The following is a 17,295-nucleotide window of genomic DNA, read 5'->3' as shown; positions in this document are numbered from 1 at the left end:
CCCATGACGTCTAACGTTTGAACAACGTCTCCGCCATGAAGTCGATGAACACCCGCAGCTTCGGCGCGAGATGTTTGCTCGACGGCCAGAGTAGCCGGAACGTGCCCTGATGTTCGATGTCGGCATCGAGAACCGGGGAGAGATCGCCGCGCGCGATGGCCTCTCGCACCATGAAGTCCGGCAGGCACGCAATGCCGAGTCCTTCGAGCGCCACATCCAGCAGCGCGGCGGAGGTGCTGCACACCATACGCGTCGAGAGCACCGCTTCCGGCTCGCCTTCTTTGCGTCGCAGCGGCCACGGCTCGAACTTCCCGTTGGTCGGAAAGCGATGTTGCAGGCAGGCGTGATGCGCGAGGTCGGCGGGCGTCGCGGGCGTACCGCGCGCCGCGAGATAGCCGGGGGACGCGACCAGTTGCAGCCGGAAGGTGCCGATCGGACGCGACATGAGACGCGAATCTGCCAGTTCGCCCGCCCGGATCACCACGTCGAAACCTTCGTCGATGACGTCCACCAGCCGATCGGTGAAATCGACTTCGAGCTCGATGTCCGGATACTTGCGCATGAAGGCCGCCAGCGCCGGTGTGACCAGCATGCCCGCTACGGGCAGGCTCACGCGCAGGCGCCCTTGCGGGGCGCGACGCGTCTCCGATAACTCCAGCTCCGCCGCCTCGGCTTCGCAGAGAATGCGTCGGCAGCGTTCCAGAAACTGTGCGCCTTCCGCTGTCAGCGTGATGCTGCGTGTGCTGCGGTGGAGCAGCCGCACGCCCAGGCGCGCCTCCAGCCGCGCCACGCTCTTGCCCACGGCCGAGGACGACACGCCGAGCACACGTCCCGCCTCGGAAAAGCTGCGTGTCTCGGCGGCCTGTACGAAGAAGGCGATGCCGCTCAGCGAGTCCATGTCGTCTCTATTTGAGAGTATTTGTCCGATATGTTGCGAACATTAGCCTGATTGTCCTGTATAGGCAATCCGTCGCACGATGGGGGCCACCGATTTCTTCAGACGAGATTTCATGACGACCTCCTCGACAACCGCACCGACATGCCATGGCACCGCCGAGGCATCCGGCACGTCCACCCCTCGTGCGAGTCACGCGACACCGGCAACGCAAACGCCGCATACGATTGTGCCTTCGCCTTCGCCTTCGCCATCGCCCCGCGCCGTGACGACGCCGGAGACGGCAAAGACTGTAGACACCGGTCGCTTTCCGATTGCCGCCTTGCTGGCCCTCGCGCTGGCCGGCTTCGTGACGATCCTCACCGAGGCGTTGCCCGCCGGGCTACTGCCGCAGATCAGCGCGGGTCTCGGGGTGTCGGAGTCTCTGGCGGGACAACTGGTGACGCTCTACGCCATCGGCTCGTTGGTCGCTGCGATTCCACTCACCGCCGCCACGCAGGGGGTGCGTCGCCGTCCGTTGCTGCTTGCGGCCATTGGCGGCTTCGTCGTCGCCAACACGGTGACCGCGATCTCCGGCAGTTATGTGTTGACGATGGTGGCGCGTTTGCTGGCGGGCATCTCCGCCGGTTTGCTGTGGGCGCTGCTCGCGGGTTACGCCGCGCGCATGGTGCCGGACCATCAGAAGGGACGCGCCATTGCCATCGCCATGGTCGGTGCGCCGCTCGCGCTGTCGCTGGGCGTCCCGGCGGGCACGTTCCTCGGTAACTGGCTCGACTGGCGCATCTGCTTCGGCATCATGAGTCTGCTCGCGCTCGCGCTCATGGTCTGGGTGCGCATTCAGGTGCCTGACTTCGCGGGACAGACGTCGGGCAAACGCCGTTCGCTTGCCAGCGTGCTCACGCATGCGGGCGTGAAGCCGGTGTTGTTTGTGGTGCTCGCGTACGTACTGGCGCACAACATTCTCTACACGTACATCGCGCCGTTTCTCGCAAGAGCGGGGCTTTCGGCGCAGACCGACCGTGTGCTGCTGGTGTTCGGTCTTTCCTCCATCGTCGGTATCTGGGTGGTCGGCGTGCTGATCGACCGTCACTTGCGCTGGCTGACGATCGCGAGTGTGGCAATGTTCGGACTTTCGGCGCTCGCGCTGGGCGCGGCGAGCGATTCGCCGGCGGTCGTGTATGGCGCGATGAGCGTCTGGGGTTTCGCGTACGGCGGCGCGGGAACGCTGTTCCAGACCGCCATCGCGAAGACCGCAGGCGAAGCCGCCGACGTCGCGCAGTCGATGCTCGTCACCGCGTGGAACGTGGCCATTGCGGGCGGCGGCATCATTGGCGGTGTTCTGCTCGATCGCTTCGGCGTTGCGGCGTTCTCCCCCGCGCTCATCGTGCTGCTCGTGGCGACGCTCGTCGTGGTGAGCGCCGCGCGACGTCACGGGTTCGCGCCGTCCGCACCGCTCGGTAATGCTTGGTAATGCCCGGTAAAGCACATTGAACGTTGCGACCACTGCGCCAGGATCGCCGCAGCGGGCATGCGACGGCAGTACGGCAGAAAGCGAAAGACGTCAGATCGCGACGAACGGTTCATCCGGGGCGACATGCGACGTACGGGGCGGCTTTCCGAGGCAGAAGAGCACGACTGCGGCGCACAGCAGCGTCACCCCGGCGAGGCGGTCGAGCAACGTGGCGAACGCCTGTTCGTAAGCCGCTCGCAGCGCCGCTTCGCCCCATGCCGGCACACTCGCCACCGCGCCATGCAGGTCGCCCGCCACCAGCCGGTTCACGGCGTCGCGCGCGACGTTGGCGGGCACCGCCCCGTGCACATCCGGCAGATGCGTGCCGATCAGCGCAATCAGCACACCGCCTACGAGCGCGAGCGCCAGTCCTTCACTCGCCACGCGTGTCGTGTTGAAGATGCCCATCGCCATGCCTGCACGCTCCGTGGGCACCACGCTCACTGACAGGCCATCCATCAGGCCCCAGGGCATCGCACTCCCTGTGCCGATCACGAGCATCGGCCAGAGCGATGCCCCCAGCATGCCGGTGTCCGGGGCGTTCAACGTGCGGGCGAGCCACACCAGCCCGGCCGCCGCGATGACCAGCCCCGCGCTGCATAACACCCCGGCGGAAATGCGTCGCGCCAGTTGCGTGGCGACGAACGGCACCACGAGCATCGGCAGCGACAAGGCCATCATCTTGAGGCCCGCAACGACTTCGCTGTCGCCGTGCACGCCGATGAAACGCAGCGGCAGCAACACGAGCAGCACGATGTAGCAAAGGCACGTGGCGATCGGCAGCATCTGCACGCCGATAAAGCGCACGTAGCGAAACAGCGTCAGGTCCAGCATCGGATGTGCCACACGTCGCTCGACGACGACGAACGCGACTGCCAGCACTAACGCGAGCGCGAGTGCGCCGACGACTTCCGGTGCCCACGTGCCGAGCGCCGGGGCCTGAATCACGCCGTAGGTGAAGCACGACAGCGCGCCCGTGAACGTGAGCGTGCCGGGCCAGTCGAGGCCTGTCGCCGCAGGATCACGTGACTCGCGCATGCAGCGCGCGCCGACGATCAGCGCCAGCGCGGCGACGACGGCCGTTGCGCCGAACACACCCTGCCACCCGAAGCGGGCGATCAGTACGCCGGCCAGCAACGGACCGAACGCGAGCCCGACGCCGAACGTCGTGCCGAGCAGGCCGTACGCCCGGGCGCGCGCGTGACCGTCGAAGTCCTGCGCAAGCGACGCGCCGCCGCCCGCGAGCGTTGCAGCAGCGGCGACCCCTTGCAGTGCGCGCAACCCATCGACGACCAGTGTCGAACGTGACAGCGCGAGCGCCAGCGACGTCAGCAACAACGCCCCCACGCCGAGTAGAAAAACGCGCTTGCGCCCGAAGACGTCGGCACAAGCGCCCGCCGCCATCAGACAGCCGCCGAACGCGAGCATGAACGCGCTCGTGATCCAGCGCATTTCGAGCGCCGTGCCGTGCAGCGCCGCACCGATGGCGGGCGTGGCGACCGCGCCGCCGGAGAAGCTCATCGGCAGTAGCAACGCCGCGATGCACACGGAGAACAAGCCCAGCAACCGGCGGCGCAACGACGCGTGCGCTCGCGGTGCGGGCCGGGAAGTCATGATCGACATGGAGAAATTCCTGAGGGAAGGCGCGCGCAGGGCGCGCTGGAAACGACGAGCGGAACGTCGGTCGACGTCACGCCATACATGCTAAAAAATCGTCAATTGACGATAAACAGGCGTAGAGTTCGCAGATTAAGGAAATAAATTCCGCAATCGGCCAGCAGATGTTCGAGCCGCTGCTTCCGATGACCGGGGCGAGCAAGCGAACAGGTCGACGGGCGAACGGGTAGCCGGTAGCAGGTGGCCGGTAGGCACGCCCACACAGCGTGAGCGAAAGCGCATCGACCGCACTTCAGGATTTGATGACGATGGACAATCTGGCGGAAATCACGGCCTTCGTAAGGGCTGCCGAGACGTTGAGTTTCGTGGCGGCGGGGCGGGCGACGGGCGTGTCGGCATCGGCCGTCGGCAAGCAGATCGCCCGGCTCGAGACGACACTCGGCGTGCGCCTCTTTCAGCGCAGCACGCGACGCGTCAATCTCACCGAAGCCGGTCAGATGTACTACGAGCGTTGCCGTCGCGTGCTTGATGAACTCGCGGATGCCCGCGCGATGCTCTCGCAGGTGTCGCAAACGCCACGCGGCAAGCTGCGCGTCGGATTACCGGTGACCGCCTATCGGTTCCTGATGCCGCTGCTGCCGGCCTTTGCGCAGCAATATCCGGACATCGAACTCGATCTGGACTTCGACGACCGCATCGTCGATCTCATCGACAACGGGCTGGACGTGGTCATTCGCAGCGGCGATTTGCCCGACTCCACGCTCATGTCGCGGCGCGCGGGGCCGTTTCGCTTCGTGTTGTGCGCGTCGCCGGGCTATCTCGCAACGCACGGCACGCCGCAGACGCCGCAAGCCCTCGAAGCGCATCGGTGCATCCGCTTTCGCTTTCCGACGTCGGGCAAGTTGCAGCCGTGGGCGTTCGTGCCCGATGTCGCTCACGAGCCGAAGCTGTCCACGAGCCTGACTTGCAACAACATGGAGGCGCTGCTGAGTGCGACCACGCACGGCCTGGGCATTGCCTACATGCCGGACTTCCTCGCGCGCGATGCGCTGGCCGACGGGCAACTGCAAACGTTCCTCGGCGACTATCTCGTGAATCCCGGTCAGTTCTGGATGCTCTGGCCGTCGAGCCGTCATCTGTCGCCGAAGCTGCGGGTGTTCGTGGACTTCATGTGCAACCGCATGCTGTAAGCGTCGTGCCTTGGCGTGTCGTGCGGTGCCTTGGCGCACGTTCGCACATCCATGCATCAGCGCTTCATGCGCGCTTCCACTGCATGCATCACGTCGTCGAGCGTGGTTTCCATCACGCGCACGAGGTCATCGATCTGTGCGGTGGGCGCCGCACCACGCGGGGTGATGCGCAAGGTGTGAAACGGCATCGACGGCTCGAAGCGGCGCAGCACGAGATCGGAGTCGAGGAAGTCGTAAGCGGCGACGGGATGCAGCAGGCCGATGCCGACATTCTCCTTGACCATCGTCGCGATGTTCACCGAATAGCGCGCGGTGGCGACGACCTGCTCATGCAGTTGTCCGTCGATGAACAACTGATCCATGCCCCAGCGCACCATATCCGTGGGCTCGTACGAGAGAATCGGCTGACCCTTCAGATCGGCCAGACGCACGACCTTCTTGCGCGCGAGCGGATGTCCGGCGGGCAACGCGCAGATCGCATCGAGTTTCGCGAACGACACGGCATCGGTAGCGGCCACGTCGCGTGTATCGGTCAGCAGGCCGAGCGCGAGCTGACGCGTGACGACCTGGTCGCGAATCAGATCCGACGCGCCGGTAATGAGCGCGAGTTGCACGCTCGGATGCACCGCGCGATAACCAGCCATGACACGCGCGAAATACCCCAGCCCGAACGACACCACTGAACCCACGCGAATGAGCGCCTTGTCGGGATTGCGCAGATTCAGCGCAAATTCGCGGATGTTCTCCAGCCCGGCGTAGCGCCGCTCGACTTCCTCGAACAACGCCAACGCCTCCACCGTGGGTTCGAGGCGGCCACGGGCGCGATCGAACAACGTGAGGCGCGTCGAGCGTTCGAGATCGGCGACGAGACGGCTCACCGCAGACTGCGACGTGCCGAGCACCTGTGCCGCTTTGGTGGTCGTGCGCGTGAGCATCAGCGCACGAAAGGCGTCGATGTGCCGGAAATCCATCGATTCTCCACGGAAGGGTTGGCGTGAGAGTGCGTGCCGGGAAGGGCGTACCGGTGCCGTCGCATCGGCGCGCCCAACTGCTGCGCGCCGTGGCCTGTGCATCGTCTTGCCCGTCGTCCTGACGTCCGGGTGTCCAGCATGTCCGGACGCCGTTGCAGCACGCGCCTTACAGCGCGAAAGCGTGGATTTTACCGCCCTTCATCACCATCGGAATCCGCTCGCCTTGTCCGAGCAGGCAGTCGAGCGAGGCGAGGGGATTGCCGTCGACGATCAGCACATCGGCGTGCGCGCCGGGCACGATCTCGCCCAATTGTCCCGACTGGCCGAGCACCTCGGCGCCGACCACCGTCGCACTGCGCAGAATCTCCGCCGGCGAGAGCACCTCGGCGCGCAGACGGAACTCGTCGCTTTGCAGACGCTGCGACTCGCCGAGCAGGTCCGAGCCGTAACCCATCTTCACGCCCGCCTCACGGAAAATCTCCAGCGAGCGCAGGCCGGCGGCGTGCACGTCGGCGATCTTCGCGACGCTGTCGTCCGGCAGGCCGAGCGACTTGCCTTCGTTCGCGAGCGCGTCGTAGGTCACGAGTGTCGGCACCACATACGCGCCTTGTTCGGCCATGTAACGTGCCGTGGGGGCATCGACGAGATTGCCGTGTTCGATGGTGCGAACGCCGCACCGCACCGCGCGCTCGATGGCCTGCGCCGTGTAGGCATGGGCGAGTACGTAAGTGCCGCGTGCGCGCGCTTCGGCGACGATGGCGCGAATCTCGTCCTCTGAATAGCCCCAGGCACCTACGGGATCGGTCGGCGACGCCACACCGCCCGACGCCATGATCTTGATCTGGTCCGCGCCCATTTGCAGTTCTTCGCGCACGGCGCGGCGCACTTCGTCCACGCCGTCCGCCACCCGCGACAGCGCGCCGACGCGCACGCAACACGGACACGGTCCATCGGTGCCGATGTAGTCGGTGCGCGGGCGTCCGTCGCCGTGCCCGCCGGTCTGGCTGATGGCGCGCCCCGACACGAACAGTCGCGGCCCCTCCGCCAGACCGCTCTCCACCGCGTGCTTGATGGCGTGACCGGCACCGCCGGCATCTCGCACGGTGGTGAAGCCGCGCCGCAGCATGCCTTGCAGAATCGGCACGGACTTGAGCGTGACGAGCACGTTCGGCAGATGCGCCTGTGCCGACAGATTCAGTTGTGTGGCATGCACATGCACGTGCAGATCGATGAGACCCGGCATGACGGTACGCCCGTGGGCATCGATCTCGCGGGCAGACGTCGCCCGGATCGGTTTGTCGGACACTTCCTTGATGCGGCCGTCTTCGATCAGCACCGCATGGTCTTCGCGAAGCTCGCCCTTGACCGGGTCCAGCAACGCACAGTTCGACAGCAGAATCGACTCCATGACCTCTCCTCCGGGACCGTAGGGTCTCGCTAGTTCTTGTGGGTTCGGCAGTACGACTTAGGCAATGGTGGCGTGCGCCAGCGTGCGCGGTGTGTTCGTGAGCATCACCGGCGTATCGCCTGTAACGACCGAATCGTCGAGACGGAAGCCACCGAGGCCGTACACGTAGATGCCCGGCTCCGCCGAATAGACTTCGTTCGCCAGCAGCGGACGATGGTTGAACGCCATGTCGTCGGGATACTCGTGACCGATGATGCCCATGCCGTGGCCCGTGCGATGGCGGATGTACTCGCCGCAACCCGCCTTTTCGATGACGGCCTGTGCGGCGGCGTCGATGCCCGACACCGGTTTGCCGGTCACGGCGGCGTTGACCGCAGCGTCGTTGGCAGCCCGCGCGACTTCGAAGAAGTGCGCCTGATCGCTCGACGGCTTGCCGCAGAACCACGTGCGTTCGTTTTCGATGACGAGGCCGTTCAGGCGCGGAATCACGATGTTGACCATGCCGTCGCCCTCGCTGATCCGCGCACCACACGATGCGCCATCGCCATGGGGCGATGCGGATGCCGGGCCGGAGAGTGTCCAGCAACGCATGACTTCGAGGTTCTCGCCGGGAAAGCGCTTCGCCCCTTCGGTGACCATCAGCGCGGCCATCGAGTAATCGAGTTCCTGCACGAGGCGCCCGGGGCGGATGTTTTCGCGATACCGGTCCTGCACCCAGTCGGCCAGCTCGGCGGCAGCGCGCATGATGGCGATCTCCTCCGCGTGCTTGACCCAGCGCAGGCCGCGCATGTCGGCGAGCATCGGCACGAGCTTCGCGTCGGGCAGCATCGCGCCTGCGCGGGCGAGTGGGCCGCCGGCGGCGTCGACACCGATGCGCGATCCGCCGAGACCCGCCGCACGCAACGTGTCGGCAATCAGTGCGGGGACTTCGGCCAGCAGCGGCTGACGTTGCGTCACACGCGGATGCTCGGCGTACAGCGTGACGCGATCCTGATCGAGCCACAGGTGGTGACGCTCGCGCGCCATCATCAGGTGATGCGTGGAGAGTTCGTTCATCACGGCGAACGGCTCGCCGTTACGCGGCACGCAAACTGCGATGGGGCGCTCCCACGTCTGCACGTCGACGTGAAAGTTGGTGGCCCATTGGAAGAAGTCGGCTGCGGTGAACACGAGCGCATCGACGCGCGTGCGGTCCATCAGATCGTTCATCAGCGCGCGACGATACTGACGTGTAGCATCGGAGAGAGTCGGCATGGCGAAGTCCTTGATTCCTTGATGTCGAATGGGGACAAACGGGGCGGTGTGCGTAGCGTCAGGTCATCATCGTCTTCGCATAACGGCGTTGGATGACCCAGTGCGAGGCGATGGCCAGGGCGAACGTCACGACCATCGACACGATGGAGAGCACCGCGCCGAACGGCCAGTTGTTGGCCTTGGCGATCTGGTCGTAGATCGAGGGCGTCATCATCGTGATGCCGGTGCCGCCGAGCAGCACGGGTGTGGCATAGGCATTCATGCACAGAATGAACACGAGCATGGTGCCCGCCGCGATGCCCGGCGCGGCCATCGGCAGGATCACGCGGGTGAGCGTCTGGCGGAAGGTCGCCCCGAGATTGCGCGCGGCTTCCTCGACCGAGAAGTCCATGCCTTCGAGCACGCTTTGCAGCGTGAGGATCATGTACGGCAACACCACGGCCGTGGTGCCGATGACGACCGCGAACGGCGTGTACAGCAGACGTACCGGCTGCGACACGATGCCCAGCGACACGAGCAGCGAATTGACGAAGCCCGCATTGCCGAGCATGACCATCCAGCCCGCCGCCCGCACCACGTTGCCCACGAGCAGCGGGAACACCAGCAGCATGACGAGCAGACTCTTGAAGCGGCTCTGCGTGCGCGCGAGCACGTACGCCACCGGAAAGCCGAACACGAGCGCGAGCACGGTGCACAGCGAGGCGACCTTGATCGTCGTCCACAGCACCGACAGGTAGTACGGGTCGGTGAAGAACTTGACGTAGTTCGCGCCGGTGAGTGCGGCCTGCATCATGTCGACGGGATCGAACCGGTTGAAGCTGTAGCGCACCAGTTGCAATCCCGGCAACACGATCACCAGCAGCACGACGAGCGTGGCGGGCGCGGCGAGCGAGCCGCCGGTGAACGCGCCCCGGAGAGCGCGTCGTGCACGCGCGGTGTCGGCGCTATCGGCGGATGAGGTGGAGGCGGCTTCGTTGAGACGCGAAGTCATCGCGGGTTCCGGTGACGATGGGGAGTCGGCAACGCTCACAGCCCCACCTTGAATTCCTTGTTCCAGAAGTCGAGCAACGCGGGCTTGTCGGCGGTGAAGCGTGCGTAATCGAGCTTCACCATGCGGTCGAGTTCCGCGTTCGTGAAGCCCACCGTCTGCGCCAGCGCCGGCGGCAGATTCGCGTTCTTCACCGTCGGGGCGTAACCCATCGTCTCCGCGAAACCGATCTGCGCGCGCGGATCGAGCATGGCGTTCAGATAGTTGAAGCCGCACGGTTTGGACTGGGAGTTCTTCGGCACGGCGGCCTCGAACGTCACCGGCACCGCGCCTTCCTTCGGCACCACGTAATCGATGGGCACGCCCGCCTTCTTCCATTGCAATGCGCGCGCTTTCCACATGCACGTGAACCAGATGTCGCCGCTCTTGAGCGCCGATGCCACGGCTTCGTTCGACGGATAGACCTTGGGCTGCTGCGTCTTGCGCAACTCGCGCAGGAATTGCACGCCGCCGGCCATGTCGCCGTCTTTGTGACCTGCCGCGAGCGAGCTGCTCACCACGTTGAAGTTGTAGAGGATGTCGGAGAAGCCGACTTTGCCCTTGAGCTTCGGATCGAGCGCTGCCGTGAACGAGTCGGGCTTCGTGCCGAGCTTCTCCGGGTTGTAGACGATCACCATCGCACTGAAGATGTGCGGGATCGAGTACGGGCGGCGCAGGGCTTCGAGCGTGTTCGCCAGATTCGGCACGAGCTTGGCGTCGACCGTCTCCAGAATGCCCGAGCGGTTGATGTCGTACATGTCGAGGTCGGCCAGACAGGCGACGTCGAGCGAGCCGCGACGCGACGCCTTCTCCGCGCGCAGCTTCGTCATGCGCCCGACCTGATCGGCCGAGTCGTACGTGACCTTGCCGCCGGCGGCTTCGATGATCGGCTTGCCGATGTTCTGTTCAAGCAGGTTCAGATAGTCGCCGCCCCAGGTGCCGACGACCACGTTCGGACACGCGTCGGCCGCGTAGGCCGAGAGGGCGTCCAGCCCGAGCGTGGGGGCGATCACCAGACCGGAGGCGGTCTTGAGGAACGTGCGGCGGTTCAGGGCGTGCGTCATGTCGTCATCCTTCTAAACGTTGGCCGTCGGGGCCAAGGCATGGGTCGAAGCGTGAATGCAGCGGGTTTGAAGCGTGAATGCGGCGAATGCGGTACCGGCGTCGTCAGGCGTTGAAAAACAGGCAGTCGCTGCTCGCGAAGCAGGCCTTGAGTGCGCTGCCGGGGGCGTAGCGTCGGGCGTCGTCGCGCGCGGTGTTCTGTACGTGAGCGACGAGCGTTTCGCCTTGCGCGCTCTTGAGCCGAAGCTCCAGCGTCGAGCCGAGATAGATCGTCTGGTCGACGGTGACGGGCAGGGCGGTGTCCGTGGGCGCAGGCGCATCGGTGAGCCGCAGACGTTCGGGCCGAATGCCCAGCGACGTCGGCATTGCACCGTCCGCCGTGGTGCCCGCCAGCGCCAGACGTTCGCCCTTCGCGGTCACGAAATGCCCGTCCTGCATCTGCCCGGCGAGGAAATTCATCTTGCCGAGGAAGTTGGCGACGAACGGATTGGCGGGGCGTTCGTAGAGGGCGTCGGCGGTGCCGATCTGCTGCACGCAGCCGTCGTGCATGACGGCCAGACGGTCGGCAATCGCGAGCGCTTCTTCCTGATCGTGCGTGACGAAGATCGTCGTGAGGCCCAGACGTCGTTGCAGCGCGCGGATTTCTTCACGGACTTCGGTGCGCAGCTTCGCATCGAGATTGGAGAGCGGCTCGTCGAGCAGAAACACGTCGGGACGAATCGCGAGCGCGCGGGCGATGGCCACGCGCTGCTGCTGACCGCCGGAGAGCTGGCGCGGATAGCGATCGGCCAGTGCGCTGAGTCGCACCATGTCGAGCGCCTCGCGAATGCGCGTGGCGCGATCGGCACTGGACACGCGTCGCATCTCCAGCCCGAAGGCGACGTTTTCCGCTACGGTCATGTGCGGAAACAGCGCGTAACGCTGGAACACCATGCCGGTGTTGCGACGATGCGGTGGCAGGCGCGAAACCTCTTTGCCGCCGATCCAGATTTCGCCGGCCGTCGGTTCGACGAAACCCGCGACCATGCGCAGCGTGGTGGTCTTGCCGCAGCCGCTGGGGCCGAGGAACGCGACGAGTTCGCCTTCGTCGATCTCCAGCGAGAAGTCCGCCACGGCGGCGGCGTTGCCGTATTGCTTGCGCAGGGAGCGAAGCGAGACGTTGGCCATGTCAGATCACCTGGCTGAGTTTGACGAAGCGATCGGTGATCAGCATGACGATGCCGAGCAACACGATCTGCGCGGCGGATACGGCCGCAATCGTCGGGTCGAGATTGAATTCGAGGTACTGCATGATCGCGATGGGCAGCGTCGTCTTGCCCGGGCCCACGAGCGGCAGGGTGAGTTCGAGGTTTTCGAACGACACGATGAAACTGAACAACACGGCCGCGACGATGGCCGGACGCAGCATCGGCAGTGTCACGCGCCACAGCGTGCGCCACGGACCCGCGCCGAGGTTGCGCGCGGCTTCTTCGATGGTGCCGTCGATCTGCGCGAGGCTGGCGCCGACAAGCCGCATCGTCCAGGGAATGGTCAGGCAGATGTGCGCGATCACGAGGCCGCCGAACGTGCCCACGATGTCCATGTCGAGCGCGTTCTCGGCGCGCAGATAGAACAGATAGGTGGCGATGCCCGCCACGATGCCGGGCACGACGAGCGGCAGCAGCAATACGTTGCCGAGCGTGCGGCGCCCCGGGAAACGGTAACGGGCGAGGGCGAGCGACGCGGCAACGCCGAGGATCACACCGCCGATGGCCGCACACGCGGCGAGTTGCAGCGAGAGCAGGAAGCCGTTGGCGAACGCGGCATTGCGCCATGCGTTGACGTACCACGACAGCGTGTAGCCGCTCGGCGGGAACGTGATGATCGCGTCTTTGAAGAAGCTCAGCCAGACGACGAAGATCAGCGGGCTGAGCATGAACAGATAGATCAGCGCGATCCCCGCACGCACGGCCCATTTCGCAAGCGGCACGCGCCGGGGGCCGCCTGTCGGCAACCTCGGCACATCACTCGCCACCCCACTCGGCTCCATCGAAGTCTGCATCATCGGCACCCTTCCCGGTATCGTGGATTCGATGCAATTTTGCATTGATCGAAACGTTGATATGCAAATTAGCATATCAAAATCGACATGCAAACCGGAAAGCTGTCAGGGTTTCAACGGATGCGCGCACGCACCTCGGCGCGGGCTGACGATGAGGTTTCGACGCGTGCGGCGGTCCGCGCAGCCGTGATGGAGGTTCGCGTGTTGCGGCGCTCGGAGGCGGGCGGGAAGGCGCTGTAAAGGAGTGGGAGGCTTCACCGCCCGGGCGGTGAAGCGTGCGACATCAGGTGATCTTGCCGACGATCAGTCTTGCCAGAGTGCGCGGACGGTGGCGAGCGCGCGCTGCGGCGCGTCGGGGGCCGTGCAGTCGACGATGTGACGCTCGGGCATGGAGCGCAACCAGGTGAGTTGACGTTTGCACAACTGGCGAGTGGCGAAGATGCCCTTGTCGCGCATCGTGTCGTAGTCGGTTTCGCCGTCGAGGTATTCCCACACCTGACGGTAGCCCACACAGCGCATCGACGGCAGACCGGGATCGAGATCGCCGCGTGCGCGCAGGCGCTCGACTTCGTCGATGAAACCGGCGGCAAGCATCAGGCGAAACCGCTCGGCAATGCGCGCGTGCAACACAGAACGGTCGGACGGTTCGAGGGCGACGGGCACGAACGTGTGCGGTGACGACGTCGGTGGCGTCTGCGCCTGTTCGGCGAGCCATTGGGACATCGGCTTGCCGGACAGTTCGTAGATTTCCAGTGCGCGTTGAATGCGCTGCGAATCGTTCGGTGCGAGGCGCGCGGCCGTCACGGGATCGACACTCGCCAGCCGTGCATGCATCGCGGGCCAGCCGTCGCGTGCGGCGTCTTCGTCGAGCCGCGCACGCACCTCGGCATCGGCCGACGGCAGCGGCGAGAGGCCTTGCGTGAGCGCCTTGTAGTAGAGCATCGTGCCGCCGACGAGCAACGGGCGACGTCCGCGTGCGGCGATGTCGTCGACGAGTCGCAGCGTGTCTTCGCGAAACTGTGCGGCAGAGTAAGCGTCGCGCGGATCGATGATGTCGATCAGATGGTGCGGCACGGCCGCCAGCTCGGCAGCGCTGGGTTTCGCGGTGCCGATATCCATCTCGCGATAGACGAGCGCGGAGTCGACGCTGATGATCTCGATGGGCGTGTCCTGCGCCAGCGCGAGGGCGGCGGCGGTCTTGCCGGAAGCCGTCGGGCCCAGCAGACAGACGATCGGGGAATTAGCCTTCATGAACCGCTCAACGTCCGCGCATGAACAATTTGTCGAGGTCGCCGAGCGTGAGCTGGTACCAGGTCGGACGTCCGTGATTGCACTGGTCGGCGCGCTCTGTCGCTTCCATCTGACGCAGCAGCGCGTTCATCTCTTCGTGCGTGAGACGTCGGTTCGCGCGCACCGCCGTATGGCAGGCGAGCGTGCCGAGCAATTCGTGCTGACGTTCGGTGAGCACGCGCGAGCCACCGTACTGACGCAGGTCGGCGAGCACGGCACGGGCGAGCGCCTGGGCGTCGGCACCGTCGAGCAACGCCGGAATGGCGCGCACGGCGAGCGTGGTCGGGGACATGGCGGCGAGATCGAAGCCGAGCGCCGTGAGCGTCTCCTGATGCTCCTCCGTCGTGCCGATTTCCACCGGATCGGCGAAGAACGTCACCGGAATGAGCAACGGCTGGACGGGGACGCTGCGCTCCACGAGGGCCTGTTTGAAGCGTTCGTAGAGAATGCGTTCGTGCGCGGCGTGCATGTCGACGAGCACGAGACCATAGGCGTTCTGCGCGAGGATGTAGATGCCGTGCAACTGGCCGAGCGCGAAGCCCAGCGGTTGTTCCAACTGCATGGCGTCGGTGCCACTGGCGCCACCGACACCATTCGCGCCGAAGGCCTCGGCGAGGCCGCCGGCGAACGTCGCGCCGTCCTGTGCGGTGCCAGCGTTGCCATAGGTGGGCGAGGGCGCATCCGTCACGCCCGGCTGGCCGTAGGGGCGTGCGGCCGGCGGGGCCGTGCGTCCGAACAGGTTGTCGTACACGGACAACGGCTGCGCCACCGGCAATGCGCCCTGCTGCGCGCGCGCGTTCCAGCTACTGCCGCCCGGTGTGCCGAAGCCGCCGGACGGGCGTGCGCCGGAAAACCCGCCGCCTGATCCACCGAAGCCACCCAAGCCGCCGAGCGCCCCACCCGCTGCCCCCGGTCCGGCAGCGAGGCCGCCGCCCTCCGTCAGATGGGCGGCGTGTGTCGCACCGCCGCTGCCTGCGGCACGTGCGAGGGCACGCTGCACCGCGTGGAACACGAACTGGTGGACGCTGCGGGCATCGCGGAAGCGGACTTCGATCTTCGACGGGTGCACGTTGACGTCGACCAGTTGCGGCGGCAGCTCGAAATACAGCACGTACGCTGGATAGCGGTCGCCGTGGAGCACGTCTTCATAGGCGGCGCGTACGGCGTGCGTGAGCAACTTGTCGCGCACGAAACGGCCGTTCACGAAGAAGAATTGCTGGTCTGCACGGCCGCGACTGGCCGTCGGCAGGCCGACGAAGCCCGACAGGCGCAATTCGGCCGCGCCTTCGTCGAGCGCCAGATGGGCGTCGGCAAAGTCGTTGCCCAGCACGCGCGAGACCCGCGTTGCGGCGTCGGAGGCATTCCAGTGCTCCACCGCGCGGTTGTTGTGCAGGATCGAGAAGCCCACATCCGGGCGGGCGAGCGCGCTGCGACGAATGACGTCCATGCAATGACCGAACTCGGTCTGCTCGGTCTTCAGGAATTTGCGGCGCGCGGGCGTGTTGAAGTACAGATCGCGCACGTCGACCGTCGTGCCGACCGGGCCGGCCGCCGGGGTGAGGGCGCCGGTATTGCCGTCGATCGCGGTGGCATGTGGCGCGTCGATCTGGCGGCTCGAAAGCGTGAGCTGGGCCACCGAGGCGATGGAAGCCAGCGCTTCCCCCCGGAAACCGAGCGTCAGCACCGATTCGAGCTCGTCCAGTGTGCGGATCTTGCTCGTGGCGTGGCGGGTGAGTGCCAGCGGCAACTGGTCGGCGGACATGCCGCCCCCGTCGTCGGTGATCGCGATGCGCCGCACGCCACCTTCTTCGAGCTTGATCTGGAGCGCCCGGGCGCCCGCGTCGAGCGCATTTTCGAGCAGTTCCTTGACCACGGAGGCAGGACGCTCGACCACCTCGCCGGCGGCGATCTGGCTGATCAACTGATCGGGAAGGACTCGGATGGCGCGCGCGGGCGCGAGGCCCGCCGGCATTGGGCCGGGGCGGCGCTCGGCGGCGTCGGACGGCGCATCGCCGGACATGAGGGCCGGGTCTTGCGCTTCGGAAGCGGGGGTCGGGGTGGCAGACATGGGAACCATTATAAAGGTTGCCCTCAAAGACATAGGTTCAGCGCGGTTTCGGTGTTCAATACCCGTTTAATTCGATCCGGCTGCCATTTATCGTCATTTATCGCCTTTAATTGGCAACTAATTCCGGTATGAGACCGTACCGGGATGTCACGCAGACTTAACGACGCACGACGGCTGCACTGGTATGATGCGACACGTCGCGCGCCCGCAGGGACGGGCCGGCGTCCTTTATCTTGAGGAATCGACTTGGATACTTTGGTGCAATTGCTGGAGATGGTGCTCCACATCGATAAACATCTGGGGGTGTTTATCGATCAGTATGGAAACTGGGTGTATCTGTTCCTGTTCATGATCGTATTCGTCGAAACAGGACTGGTGCTGTTCCCGTTCCTTCCGGGCGATTCCCTGCTGTTCATCGGCGGCGCATTTGCGGCCACCGGCGCCATGGATCCGTGGCTGCTGGGCGTACTGCTGTTTATCGCGGCGGTGACGGGCAACACGCTGAACTACTGGATCGGCTCGCAGATCGGGCCGCGCGTGTACGAGAAGAACTGGCGTTTCCTCGATCGCGACGCGCTGCGCAAGACCCACGACTTCTACGAGCACCACGGCGGCAAGACCATCGTGATGGCGCGTTTCGTGCCGGTCGTGCGCACGTTCGCCCCGTTCGTGGCCGGCGTGTCCGCCATGCCGTGGGCGCGCTTCCAGCTCTATAACGTGCTGGGCGCGCTGATCTGGGTGGTGCTGCTCGTGGGTGGCGGCTACCTGTTCGGCAACCTGCCGCTGGTGAAGCAGTACCTGAACGTCATCGTGCTGGTCGGGATTTCGGCCGCTGTGGTGCCCATCGCGCTCGGCGCGCTGTGGAAGCTCTTCTCGCGCGGTCGTCGTCGTGGCGAGCCGCAAGGACAGGGCAAGTAACGAAACAAGGCGATGTGGCGGCCTGTGCCGCCCCGTCTGCCGAC

General features: G+C 65.6%; 14 protein-coding genes. 3 read left to right on the top strand and 11 right to left on the bottom strand.

The window, feature by feature from the left end; all coding sequences use genetic code 11:
• Positions 1–10: 10 nt before the first annotated feature.
• Entirely contained in the window at positions 11–898 is an 888-nt protein-coding gene (locus A9762_RS10540; RefSeq protein ID WP_069341992.1) for a LysR family transcriptional regulator, read from the bottom strand.
• Between the two features lie 112 nt (positions 899–1,010).
• Between A9762_RS10540 and A9762_RS10535 the strand changes: the two genes are divergently transcribed.
• On the top strand, positions 1,011–2,366 hold the full coding sequence (locus tag A9762_RS10535; RefSeq protein ID WP_206093570.1) for an MFS transporter: 1,356 nt from the start codon (positions 1,011–1,013) through the stop codon (positions 2,364–2,366).
• A 90-nt stretch (positions 2,367–2,456) separates the two neighbouring features.
• Here the strand turns inward: A9762_RS10535 and A9762_RS10530 are convergent, their stop codons facing one another.
• Positions 2,457–4,028, bottom strand: a complete 1,572-nt coding sequence (locus A9762_RS10530; RefSeq protein ID WP_069341990.1) for an MFS transporter — start codon at positions 4,026–4,028, stop codon at positions 2,457–2,459.
• 302 nt (positions 4,029–4,330) lie between these two features.
• Between A9762_RS10530 and A9762_RS10525 the strand changes: the two genes are divergently transcribed.
• On the top strand, positions 4,331–5,212 hold the full coding sequence (locus A9762_RS10525) for a LysR family transcriptional regulator (protein WP_069342025.1): 882 nt from the start codon (positions 4,331–4,333) through the stop codon (positions 5,210–5,212).
• A 56-nt stretch (positions 5,213–5,268) separates the two neighbouring features.
• Here A9762_RS10525 and A9762_RS10520 read toward each other — a convergent pair whose 3' ends face one another.
• The 9 genes from A9762_RS10520 to mutL form a co-directional block, all read right to left on the bottom strand.
• Entirely contained in the window at positions 5,269–6,183 is a 915-nt protein-coding gene (locus tag A9762_RS10520) for a LysR substrate-binding domain-containing protein (RefSeq protein WP_069341989.1), read from the bottom strand.
• A gap of 166 nt (positions 6,184–6,349) precedes the next feature.
• Positions 6,350–7,591 (bottom strand): amidohydrolase family protein, encoded by a 1,242-nt coding sequence (locus A9762_RS10515; protein WP_069341988.1) that lies wholly within the window; start codon positions 7,589–7,591, stop codon positions 6,350–6,352.
• Positions 7,592–7,648: 57 nt separating this feature from the next.
• Positions 7,649–8,845 (bottom strand): Xaa-Pro peptidase family protein, encoded by a 1,197-nt coding sequence (locus A9762_RS10510; RefSeq protein WP_069341987.1) that lies wholly within the window; start codon positions 8,843–8,845, stop codon positions 7,649–7,651.
• A gap of 58 nt (positions 8,846–8,903) precedes the next feature.
• On the bottom strand, positions 8,904–9,836 hold the full coding sequence (locus A9762_RS10505; protein ID WP_083253823.1) for an ABC transporter permease: 933 nt from the start codon (positions 9,834–9,836) through the stop codon (positions 8,904–8,906).
• Positions 9,837–9,871: 35 nt separating this feature from the next.
• Complete coding sequence (locus A9762_RS10500) at positions 9,872–10,936, bottom strand: extracellular solute-binding protein (protein ID WP_069341986.1); 1,065 nt, start codon at positions 10,934–10,936, stop codon at positions 9,872–9,874.
• 103 nt (positions 10,937–11,039) lie between these two features.
• On the bottom strand, positions 11,040–12,101 hold the full coding sequence (locus A9762_RS10495; protein WP_069341985.1) for an ABC transporter ATP-binding protein: 1,062 nt from the start codon (positions 12,099–12,101) through the stop codon (positions 11,040–11,042).
• A 1-nt stretch (position 12,102) separates the two neighbouring features.
• Positions 12,103–12,963, bottom strand: coding sequence for an ABC transporter permease (locus tag A9762_RS10490; protein WP_069342023.1), 861 nt, complete (start codon positions 12,961–12,963; stop codon positions 12,103–12,105).
• A gap of 315 nt (positions 12,964–13,278) precedes the next feature.
• Positions 13,279–14,226, bottom strand: coding sequence for a tRNA (adenosine(37)-N6)-dimethylallyltransferase MiaA (gene miaA, locus A9762_RS10485; protein ID WP_069341984.1), 948 nt, complete (start codon positions 14,224–14,226; stop codon positions 13,279–13,281).
• Positions 14,227–14,233: 7 nt separating this feature from the next.
• Positions 14,234–16,333, bottom strand: coding sequence for a DNA mismatch repair endonuclease MutL (mutL, locus tag A9762_RS10480; RefSeq protein ID WP_371442746.1), 2,100 nt, complete (start codon positions 16,331–16,333; stop codon positions 14,234–14,236).
• Positions 16,334–16,579: 246 nt separating this feature from the next.
• Between mutL and A9762_RS10475 the strand changes: the two genes are divergently transcribed.
• Complete coding sequence (locus A9762_RS10475) at positions 16,580–17,251, top strand: VTT domain-containing protein (protein ID WP_069341982.1); 672 nt, start codon at positions 16,580–16,582, stop codon at positions 17,249–17,251.
• Positions 17,252–17,295: the final 44 nt, after the last annotated feature.

It is taken from the genome of Pandoraea sp. ISTKB (assembly GCF_001721285.1).
In the GTDB taxonomy this organism is placed as follows: domain Bacteria; phylum Pseudomonadota; class Gammaproteobacteria; order Burkholderiales; family Burkholderiaceae; genus Pandoraea; species Pandoraea capi.
Note: the sequence above shows the minus strand (reverse complement) of the source record. Positions and strands in the feature narration are given on the sequence as shown.